12 protein-coding genes and 1 riboswitch are annotated in these 10,521 nt (G+C 27.9%); of the genes, 7 read left to right on the top strand and 5 right to left on the bottom strand.

The genetic code is table 11. The features are described from left to right. Positions 1–57: 57 nt before the first annotated feature. Together COL3_RS25535 and COL3_RS25530 are read right to left on the bottom strand one after the other, a co-directional pair. A complete protein-coding gene (locus tag COL3_RS25535) occupies positions 58–705 on the bottom strand; it encodes a hypothetical protein (RefSeq protein ID WP_008423546.1) in 648 nt (215 codons plus the stop codon). A gap of 13 nt (positions 706–718) precedes the next feature. After that, the gene (locus COL3_RS25530) at positions 719–1,231 is read right to left on the bottom strand and encodes a flavodoxin family protein (RefSeq protein ID WP_008423548.1); all 513 of its coding nucleotides are present in this window, start codon (positions 1,229–1,231) and stop codon (positions 719–721) included. 159 nt (positions 1,232–1,390) lie between these two features. Here COL3_RS25530 and COL3_RS25525 point away from each other — a divergent pair, with 159 nt between their 5' ends. The 6 genes from COL3_RS25525 (at position 1,391) to COL3_RS25500 (ending at position 7,199) form a co-directional block, all read left to right on the top strand. Further along, positions 1,391–1,987: a TetR/AcrR family transcriptional regulator gene (locus COL3_RS25525; RefSeq protein WP_008423550.1), complete on the top strand. Its 597-nt coding sequence runs from the start codon at positions 1,391–1,393 to the stop codon at positions 1,985–1,987. A 193-nt stretch (positions 1,988–2,180) separates the two neighbouring features. Beyond that, positions 2,181–2,570: a bacteriohemerythrin gene (locus COL3_RS25520; protein ID WP_008423552.1), complete on the top strand. Its 390-nt coding sequence runs from the start codon at positions 2,181–2,183 to the stop codon at positions 2,568–2,570. A gap of 338 nt (positions 2,571–2,908) precedes the next feature. Then, positions 2,909–4,690, top strand: a complete 1,782-nt coding sequence (locus COL3_RS25515; RefSeq protein WP_008423554.1) for a methyl-accepting chemotaxis protein — start codon at positions 2,909–2,911, stop codon at positions 4,688–4,690. Positions 4,691–4,797: 107 nt separating this feature from the next. Continuing rightward, positions 4,798–4,914, top strand: a riboswitch (FMN riboswitch). A 196-nt stretch (positions 4,915–5,110) separates the two neighbouring features. Beyond that, entirely contained in the window at positions 5,111–5,692 is a 582-nt protein-coding gene (locus tag COL3_RS25510) for an ECF transporter S component (protein WP_008423555.1), read from the top strand. Between the two features lie 400 nt (positions 5,693–6,092). After that, complete coding sequence (rd, locus tag COL3_RS25505) at positions 6,093–6,254, top strand: rubredoxin (RefSeq protein ID WP_008423557.1); 162 nt, start codon at positions 6,093–6,095, stop codon at positions 6,252–6,254. A 180-nt stretch (positions 6,255–6,434) separates the two neighbouring features. Next, positions 6,435–7,199 (top strand): DeoR/GlpR family DNA-binding transcription regulator, encoded by a 765-nt coding sequence (locus COL3_RS25500; protein ID WP_008423559.1) that lies wholly within the window; start codon positions 6,435–6,437, stop codon positions 7,197–7,199. Positions 7,200–7,286: 87 nt separating this feature from the next. Here COL3_RS25500 and rimI read toward each other — a convergent pair whose 3' ends face one another. From rimI to tsaE, 3 genes are read right to left on the bottom strand one after another with little or no spacing between them, the layout of a single operon-like run. Continuing rightward, complete coding sequence (gene rimI, locus COL3_RS25495; RefSeq protein ID WP_008423560.1) at positions 7,287–7,730, bottom strand: ribosomal protein S18-alanine N-acetyltransferase; 444 nt, start codon at positions 7,728–7,730, stop codon at positions 7,287–7,289. Between the two features lies 1 nt (position 7,731). Continuing rightward, positions 7,732–8,484 carry a tRNA (adenosine(37)-N6)-threonylcarbamoyltransferase complex dimerization subunit type 1 TsaB gene (gene tsaB, locus COL3_RS25490; RefSeq protein WP_008423561.1) on the bottom strand — a complete coding sequence of 251 codons (753 nt, stop codon included), beginning with the start codon at positions 8,482–8,484 and terminating at the stop codon, positions 7,732–7,734. Further along, positions 8,481–8,942, bottom strand: a complete 462-nt coding sequence (gene tsaE / locus COL3_RS25485) for a tRNA (adenosine(37)-N6)-threonylcarbamoyltransferase complex ATPase subunit type 1 TsaE (RefSeq protein ID WP_008423562.1) — start codon at positions 8,940–8,942, stop codon at positions 8,481–8,483. Before tsaE ends, tsaB begins: the two co-directional genes overlap by 4 nt. A 448-nt stretch (positions 8,943–9,390) precedes the next feature. Between tsaE and COL3_RS25480 the strand changes: the two genes are divergently transcribed. Next, complete coding sequence (locus COL3_RS25480; protein WP_008423563.1) at positions 9,391–10,293, top strand: zinc ABC transporter substrate-binding protein; 903 nt, start codon at positions 9,391–9,393, stop codon at positions 10,291–10,293. The last annotated feature ends 228 nt before the right edge of the window (positions 10,294–10,521 follow it).

Raw genomic sequence — 10,521 nt, 5'->3', positions numbered from 1 at the left:
AAAAATATTTATTATTTCGGTAAGCTACCACATAAGTCTAGTTTACATGTTGTTTAACTAATAAATCTGCCCATAAAGATCTTTTGGTTTTAAATTATTCTTTTTGGCCATGGCTTTCCATGCAAGATTTCCGGCGATTTTAAATATAAATTTAGGCATTTTAGCATTAGTAAGTATGTCATTTTTGATTTCATAACTAGAATTTTCAATATCTTCTTTTAAAGCTAAGAAGGCGTTATATACAGGTCTTTTCATTCGAGAATTAAGAGGCATATCCTTAGAACCAGCAATGAATTCGCCACCACCTAGTCCAACTCCACAACGCCAATTGAATTTCAATCTATTACAATAGTTTTTCATAATATTAATAGCTGTCTTATTTTGAGTACCCTCTATAAAACCACAATTAACAAGACAATACATATCTAATTTTACATTGCCTTTTTCTTTGATGAATTCTTCGAAAACGGACATGAATTCTAGCATGGTGCTTGGAAAACAATCTGCGTATAAAGGAGAAACAAAAATAATCTTGTTATAGGAAGTTATTTCACTAAGTAAAGTCTTATTGGCAATAAGATTACTTATATAATATTCTTTTACTCTAATATTACCGTTAAATAATTTTATTAATTCATTTATAAGATAGCCAGAAGTACCTTTTCCTTTTCTTGGACTTCCGTTTATAATACATAAGTTAGTCATAAATCCATACCTCCTATAAGCATTCAAGTATATTTTTAATTTCTGATAAATTTTTTACTACAAAGGATTTATAATCACCGACACAAAAATTAATAGCATTTCCTTTAATTAAATCTTTGAAAGTCTTTTCTTCTTCGGGAGTAACGTCTTCACCATATCCTATTGTAATGAATTTAAGGGAATTATTATTATAACGCGGCAAGTGATGAATTTCGCCGTTAACAGTTTGAAAAAATGGCAGCAAAATGCCAATAGATCTATCAATAACATTTTTTACATAGGATGTGTAGCAGCCATACTTTATTTTTGTAATAATCACAAAAGTGCCGCCTTCTAAAATATATTTAGGCATTTCTGTATATGAGTCTTCTATAATGCATCTACCAGGAGTTTTGATCCAGCAGTTAAAGCATCCTATACATCCTTTTATATTATTGACTTCCTCTGAAAGTACTTTAGTCCCAGGCGGGATCAGGGGCTTAATTTCATTTGAATCAGTAGAATTTAAATCGTGAACTAATAACATAAGAATTCTCCTTTTCTATATAAATTATTTAGGTATATAATATATTTATGTTTACACTGGTAACTTAATGATATGATAGCACTTTAAGTTTACAGTGTCAACATATCATGATATCATAATATTAAATATTGAACTGATTTTAGAAAAGAGGTATTTTAAATGCAAAATGATAAATATCATCATGGTGATTTAAGAGAGAGTTTAATTAAGACAGGATTAAAGTTATATAATGAAGAAGGCGCAGAAAAATTTTCGCTTAGGAAAGTTGCTGCTTTATGTAATGTAAGTCATGCAGCACCGTATAAGCATTTTAAAAGTAAGGAAGATTTAATTAATGCCATATCAGAATATGTATTTAGCAATTTTGGAAATTCACTAAATGAAATAGTGGAAAAATATAGGACGCATGCCCCATATGATAGAATTATTGAGTTAGGAAAAAAATATGTTATGTTCATGGTAGAGAATCCGGATTACTTAAGATTTGCCTTTTCCCAGAATTACGAAAGTGAAGTTATTATAGAAAATAATAATTTAGAGAGCTGCGGCTATGGCACATTTAATATTTTTAAAAACTGTGCTATTGATTACCTGAGAAGTATAAATGCTAAAGAAGAACAATATACGCAACATATTATTGCCATGTGGGCAATGGTACATGGCCTTGCTACTATGCTGTCAAATAAGATGTTTGCTTATCAAGATGATTACATTAAACTAGTTGAAAAAATACTAAGGCAAAACTTAAGATTTTAAATCAGCCATTACTTTTGCAATAAAATATAACAGTTAGTTGTTGTAAAAGTAACTCGATATGATAAAAAAATATTAAGCAAGTTACAAGATGAAAAAAAATAATCTTAGTGACTTTGTCGGAAAAAAATGATATATTTATATAAAATATGCTTAATTTATATTAAATTTTTATAGAAAGAAGGTATTTTTATTCATGTATGAAATGAAAGAAGAGTATAAAATAGGAATAGAACATATTGATGAGCAACATAAGAAACTCTTTGAATTAGCAGATAAAGCATATATGCTATTAAAAGACGAATTTGCACTTGATAAATATGATAAAATAGTAGGAATACTAGACGAATTAAAGGATTATACTATTTTTCATTTTAAATCAGAAGAAGAATACATGGAAAGTATAAATTATAAAAGACTTTTTACTCAAAAAATAGAGCATGATAAATTTATTAAAACTCTTGAAGAAATAGATTATAAACATATTGATGCAAATCAAGATGACAGCTTAGTGAAGATTTTGAATTTCTTAAATGATTGGTTAACAGAACATATATTAAAGACAGATAAGCTAATAGGACAATAAAATAACCAGTTGTTAGTATTTATTTTGAATACATAATTTTATGTTATGGAGTGAGATTAAAAAGTCTTACTCTTTTTTATTATATAAATGAGTTGTAAGAAGGTTGAAGATAATTTAACTAATTCCAGGTTTAATTTTAGTAAAACAAATACAGACAAATAATTTTATTTTGCGGCATAAATTCTAAGGACATTTCTTAATATTATATTCCATAGTAATATAATTGTAAACGTTTTTAAAAATGTGTTATAATTTAATATATAATGTAATAAATTGAAGATGATATTAGTTATGGGGTTATTACTACATTAAGTGATAAACTTTAGGGGGGGATTCTTATGTTAAGTAACTTTAAAGTAAGAACAAAGATTTTATTATTAATTTTTATGGTTTTTATTGCAATTACAGGTATTACAGTTATTAATATTCAAAAGCAGGCTGAAGCGAACCGTGCAGCCCTAGAGATATTGGAAAAGACTGTTCGGCAAGATTACGATAATCATATTAAAAGTGAAGTAAATAGTGTAATTTCACTACTTGATAGTATTAACAATAAATATAAAAAGGGTGAGTACACTTTAGATGAGGCAAAAAAACTTTCAGCAGATTTAGTTCGTGATCTAAGATATGCAGATGGCGGATACTTTTGGATTGATACAACAGATGGCCAAAATGTAGTCTTACTAGGAAGCAAAACAGAGGGGACAAATCGCTTAAATGCAAAAGATGTTAATGGGTATGAAATGATAAAGGAAATTATTAAAAATGGAATGCAGGAAGATGGAGGATATACAGAATATTGGTTTCCTAAAGAAGGAAAAACAGAAGCTTTACCTAAAAGATCATATAGTAAATACTATGAGCCTTTTGGATGGGTAGTTGGAACTGGTAATTATATTGATAACATTAATGACGCAATAGCAGCACAAAGTGAGATTACAACAAATACTTTTAACAATAACAAAAGACTAATATTTATTTTGCTAGCTATAGATATTATTTTAGCTTTAACTGCTACATTGTTAATATCAAGAGAAATTATGAATGGATTGAATACTGCAATTGAGCATATGAAAATAATTGCAACTGGAGATTTCTCGGTAAAATTACCTGAAAGGTATTTAAGGAGAAAAGATGATTTTGGAGATCTTGCAGTATCTATGGAAACTATGAAATTATCAGTTAAAGATTTAATTAAAAGGATACAAAATGAATCGGAAGCTATCTATTCAGTTATTCAGGAAGTTGATAAAAATATTTTAGGATTAGATGAAAATATAAAAAACATATCTGATACAACAGAAACATTAGCTGCAAGTATGGAAGAAACAGCAGCTTCATCGGAGGAAATGTCAGCTAGCTCACAAGAAATTGAAATGGCAGTAAGATCTATTGCACAAAAATCCCAGGAAGGATCAGAAGCGGCTGCACAAATTAATTTGAGAGCTGATAATACTAAATTAAAGGTTGAAGAGGCTAAGGAAAAAACTGGGGATATAATATTTAAAACTGGAAAGGAATTAGAGAAAGCATTAGAAAATGCAAGAGTAGTTGAGCATATTGGAGTTTTATCTGAGTCAATTATGGATATTACAGCGCAAACAAATTTACTTGCACTAAATGCAGCTATAGAAGCAGCACGAGCAGGAGAAGCTGGCAGAGGATTTTCTGTTGTGGCAGATGAAATTAGAAAACTTGCTGAACAATCTAAAGATACTATATTAAAGATACAATCAGTGACTAATGAAGTTATTGTCGCTGTTAATAACCTTTCAGATAACTCAAGTAATTTATTAAATTTTGTTTCTAAGGAAGTGACAGCTGATTATGAAATATTTATGAGTGTTGGAAACAGCTACAGCGAAGATTCCCAATATATAGATAGTTTAATGACTGACTTTAGTGCCACAACAGAAGAACTTTTATCATCTATACAAAGCATGACACAAGTAATTTCAGAGGTAGCAAAAGCTGCTAATGAAGGAGCTAAGGATACAACTGAAAATGCTGAAAGTTCAATAAATATTAAAATGCAATCTAGTAAGGTGGCCGAGTTAATTAATAAGTCAAAAGAAAGTACAATTATTTTAGAAAAAGAGGTGAATCGATTTAAAATATAAAATATATTTTATTATAGAATTTTTAAAACTTTATAGAGGGGTAAATCTAAAAATAAAAATATATTGCAAAACTTATAATAAAGTTATATAATAAATTCAAAATAATAATATATCTTCAGGGCAGGGTGTGAATCCCTACCGGCGGTATAGCCCGCGAGCTTTAGTAAAGCAGATTCGGTGTAATTCCGAAGCCGACAGTATAGTCTGGATGAAAGAAGGTAACCTATTAGGAAGAAAGATTTTCTTTATTCTTATTTGTTTGATTATATGCCCTGATGTATTTTACATCAGGGCTTTTGTTCTTTTAATAATACAAATAAATTAATTGACAATGTATAAGTTAGATAAAGTAAGAATAAATTGAAAATTAAAGACCTAATAAGCTACACCAAGAAGATAATCTTTTGGGAGGCAGAGAATATGAATGAAAAAACAAGTAAATTAATCAAAATTTCTTTATTATCAGCAATTGCAATTATACTTATGTATTTAGATTTTCCAATAATACCTGCATTTTCGTGGCTTAAAATTGACTTAAGTGATGTTCCAGCATTGTTGGGCGCATTTGGGTTCGGGCCTGTAGCAGGAATATTAATAGAATTAATTAAAAATCTTTTAATTCCATTAATTAGAGGAAGCCAAACAGGATTTGTAGGAGAAACTGCAAATTTTCTAATTGGAGTATCACTAATTTTACCAGCATCATTTATTTATTATAGAAATAAAAATAAGAAAAACGCTATAGTAGGAATGATTTTAGGCGGAATTATAATGGAAGTCATGGGAATTGTAGCAAATGTATACTTCCTATTACCAGCTTATGGAATGAATATGCCTGCAGATGTATTACAAAATTATGTTTGGGCATTGATAATCTTTAATGGTGTTAAGGCAATTATGGTATCAGTACTAACTTATCTACTATATAAAAGAGTGTCGGTTTCAATCTTCAAAGTTGAATCTAACTTCGGGACTAAAGAGAATAAAACAAAAACTATATAAAATATAATCTATATATAAAGCTGTAACAAAATGATCGAAAATATTTTGTTACAGCTTTATTTTCATGCATTAGGTTATCAAAATATGGAATATATATATTAAGGAAATATATGGATAGATGAGTTAGTATTAAAGATAAAAGTATAATAGATATAATAAAATAATAAAAGTTAATTAATAATAAGTATTGAATAATAATGAATTCTATGGTAATATATCAATATAGTAACATTAATAGAGTTATATTATTCCGAATGATAATTATTAAATCAATTAATATATAGTATGAAATACCGTGGGAAATATTAAGGATGTATAGGAGCGGGAAAAAAAGTAATAATAGAGATATGCAATATAAAATATTAAAATATTAAATTATAAATTTATGGAGGGTTTTATTATGGAAAAATATATTTGTACAGTATGTGGTTATATTTATGATGAGGCTGAAGGTGATCCAGATAATGGTGTAGCACCTGGAACAAAATTTGAGGATATTCCAGAAGATTGGGTTTGCCCTCTATGTGGAGTGCCAAAATCAGATTTCGAGAAAGAACAATAATAAGTATTGTTTTTAATGCTATAATAAGGATATAATTTAATATAGGAAATAAAACGGTGAATTGTACAGTTATTATATAACCGTTAATATAAGGGGCTATCAAAATATTTTTTAAATTTTGAAAGTCCCTTAATTTATATAAATATTTTTATTGAAGAATAATATTAGGAGAATGAGTGTATGTTTACTGAAGAAAGATTGAATGAAATATTAAATATTTTAAATATGCAGGGAAAAGTTAAAGTCAAGGATTTAAGCCAAAGGTTCAAGGTAACAGAGGATTGCATTAGAAAGGACTTAAAACAATTAGAACATACAGGTAAATTGAAAAGGACATATGGAGGAGGTATTCAGGTTAGGCAGTCATCTCAGTTGCATGATATTTCTGAAAGGGAAAACATTGATATTTCAACTAAAACTGTGGTTGCTGAGAAAGCTTTAAAATTAATAGAGGACAGAGAAACTATATTTTTAGATTTATCTACAATTAATATTTTAATAGCGAAAGCTCTTTTAAACACTTCAAAGAGAGTTACAGTGGTAACAAATATGCTTGAGATAGCGAATATTTTATCAGCTTCAAATTCTAATATCACAGTAGTGCTTGCAGCTGGAGTTTTAAATAAATCTTTAAATGGTTTTATAGGATCTGCAACTAATGATTTTATTAAAAGGTATAAATTTGATAAATCCTTTATAGGAAGTTGCGGAATTGATGCATTTGATAAAAGTATAACTACTTTTGAAATTGAAGACGGAATTACTAAAGCTACAATAATACAATCTAGTAAAAAGACATTTCTGGTTATGGAAAATAAAAAATTTTTTGTAGATGGCAATTATAAATTTGCCATGATTGATGATATAAATGCTATAATAACAGATGAAAAACCAAATGATCAAATTATAGATATCTTAGAGAGTAATGAAATTGAATTGATTTAAATAGTAGTTTTCGAGAATAAGATTAAATAAGAGAGACACTTGTATATATTCTTAATTAACAAGTGTCTTTTATTGTTAAGTTATAGTTTATTCTTCTTTTAACCACATCAATACAGCATCTTCTTTATTATCTTCATAATAGCCTTTTCTAATTCCATCTTGTTTAAAATTATGTTTTTCATAAAGAGCTTTAGCAGCTGTATTACTTATTCTAACTTCTAAAGTGTAAGCGACACATCCTTGCTTTTTACAATGGTTAAGCAATTCTTTAAGAAGCTTAGAAGCAATACCTTGCTTTCTATAGTTAGGATGCACGGCTATATTTGTTATGTGCGATTCATCTAGAACTATCCAAGTTCCTGCAAAACCAACAACTTTTCCATCGATTTTAGCGACAAAATATTTTGCAACAGGATTAGTTAATTCTTGAATATAAGAATTTTTACTCCAGCAAATAGAAAAACTTAGAGAGCTGATATCTAAAACTTCATCGATATCTTCTTCCTTCATTAAATCAATAATTACACACATTTTACTTCATCCTTTGCTCATATTCTCTTTCAGCCTGAGGTTTTTTTAGATAAAAAGGACTAGAGTTTGAATCATCACATTTGCCATTTCGTAATAATATACTTCCTATTTCACCTAAAGAAGAGGCACGAATTAAATTAAGATGATTAGGTGGAAAGAAAGAATTTGGACAATTTTCAGCTAAATAATCTTTGTATTTATCAACTCCATCGCCTATAAAAATTACTTTTTCATTTTTGGATTTAATAAGTTCTATTAATTCATTAATATCAAGTGCAGAATAATCCAAAAGTTTTTCTAAAGAGATAGGTGGCGCGGATTCTACATTTATGTTATTTGACTCATTATATGTATTTATAACGTTTGAGTGCCCTTTATATAATGATGTATATACGCTATTTCTTAGTGCATCCATTATAGGACATATAATTCCATCAAAATTAGCCACACTAAGGGCTAGGGCATCTAAACTTGACACGCTAACATATGGCTTGCCGCTTCCGAAACTAAGGCCTTTTATAGTTGCCATTCCTATCCTAAGCCCAGTGAAAGAACCTGGCCCCTTAGAAACCACATAGCCATCAATATCACTAATACTTAAATTATTAGCAGTTAATAAGTTCTCAATAATAGCCATTAATATAACAGAGTGTTCTTTTTTATCATTTAAAGTTATTTCTCCAAGTAATTTATCATCTTTCATTAAGGCAGCTGTTGCAACTTTTGAAGATGAATCCACTGCAAGTATAATCATATTTTCAACTCCTCTATATAATTATATCTATCTCCATAAGGAGTTAAAATTATTTTTCTATAATCTTCCCCTTTAGAAAAATCTTTTTTTATGCTTATATGAAGCAAATCAGCTGGAAGAATTTCTTCAATATAATTTGCCCATTCTATGATAGATACCGCATCAGAAAATATATAATCATCAAATCCAATAGCATAAATTTCATCAGGATCGCTTACTCTATAAACATCAAAGTGGTTAAGCTTTAATCGGCCACTTTCATATTCGTTGACAATCGTAAAAGTTGGACTTGTTATAGTATCATTTATTCCTAAACCCTGCGCAATTCCTTTTGTAATATGCGTCTTACCTGCACCTAAATCACCAGTTAAGCAAATTATATCACCAGCATTTAATAATTTTCCTAATTGTATTCCTAATTTTGTAGTATCAGCTACATTATAAACTTCAAATTCCATAAAATGCCTCCTTTAAGTGAGAATTGAAATCTTACATTATAGGATTTTAAATTAATATTTACATATATATTTTTTATTATCACATAATAAAAATGAATATTTATATTCTTATCTTTTTTATTGTATCTTAAAATTTTATAAAAGCAAATTATTAATAATATTTACTAAAAAAATATATTATAAACTTATAATCATTACAGTATAAATTTTAATATTCAGAAAAAATGTAATAAATTTGTATATATTTATTCTAAATAAGTTGGTATAATAAAAACAAATGTATACTAAACTTAAATTAACAGATGAATAAGAAAGTAATATACGTTTCACATATTATACTAACAAAATATTCTATGTTTAAATAATTGAATTTTAGCAGGAAATATTAAATAATAATAAGTTAGAAAAGTTAAAATGAAAATAAGTTGAATTTTGGAGGTGACTTATTTTGAAAAAGATTACCTTTGCTATGGTGATAATAACCATTGCATTATCTCTTGGTATGAGTTTATTTTCTAGTCCATTGTTGGCTAATACAGAAAATAATAAAACTGAAAGTAGAGATAAATATTTAAACATAATTACAGTTTGTAAACCACAGTATGATATGGTTAAGAAGATTATAAAAGAGAAAAATAATGCAGAGTATATGTTTACTAATGATAAAGACATTAGTGAATTTAAATATAGCGAGGATGTTCTAAATAATATATCAAATATGGATTTATTTATTTACTCAGGTACTTCATTTGAGCCTTGGACAAATTCATTTATTGATGAATTGAAGAAGGGTAACCTAGGCATAATAAATTTATCTAGAGGTATAAAGCTACTAAACTATACTAATGCTGGTAGTACCAAAGAAAATCCGTACTATTTTGAAGGTGCAGAAGAATATAAAATAGCGTTATACAACGTAAAATCAGCTATTCAAGACCGAGATCCTCAGAATAGGGATTATTATGAAGAAAATTACAATGAAGCTATAAAAGAATTTGATAAGAACATGAAACTCTATGAAGATAAATTGAAATCACTAAGTGATTATAAATTTATAACTCTTAATAATGATTTTGATTATCTTACTAAATCTTTGAATTTAAATACTATTATGCTTGATAATCATGAACTTTCCGAATTTATAAAATTAAATAATTTGGATTCCAAAAAAGTCATTATAATAGTTGATGGAGAAACTGAAACTAAAATAGATCTATCAGGTTATAATACAGTGAAACTTTGGAAGTATTATGGTGATATGTCTTTTGACGATTTAATTTTGTATAATGTAAAAGAATTATCAAAATGGGCAAAGCCAGCAGGAGCATCTGTTTCAAATAATGCAGCATAATATAAGTTATATTTATACAAAACCATTACACAAAAATATTCTCTATACTAAACGTGCGTATTATTTTATGTATTTTTAGTATAGTTTTTATTTTATATATTAGTAAAGTATTCACATGCAATAAAAGAAAAAAACTTGTTGCTTTATTTATAAATGTGTTATATAATGATTATTGTCTTAGGGGTATGGCTCAACGGTAGAGTAGTGGTCTCCAAAACCATTGGTTGT

It is taken from the genome of Clostridium sp. LS (genome assembly GCF_002760435.1).
Classification (GTDB): Bacteria; Bacillota; Clostridia; order Clostridiales; family Clostridiaceae; genus Clostridium.
The sequence above is the reverse complement of the archived record's forward strand: the minus strand, read 5'-3'. Positions and strand labels throughout refer to the sequence as shown.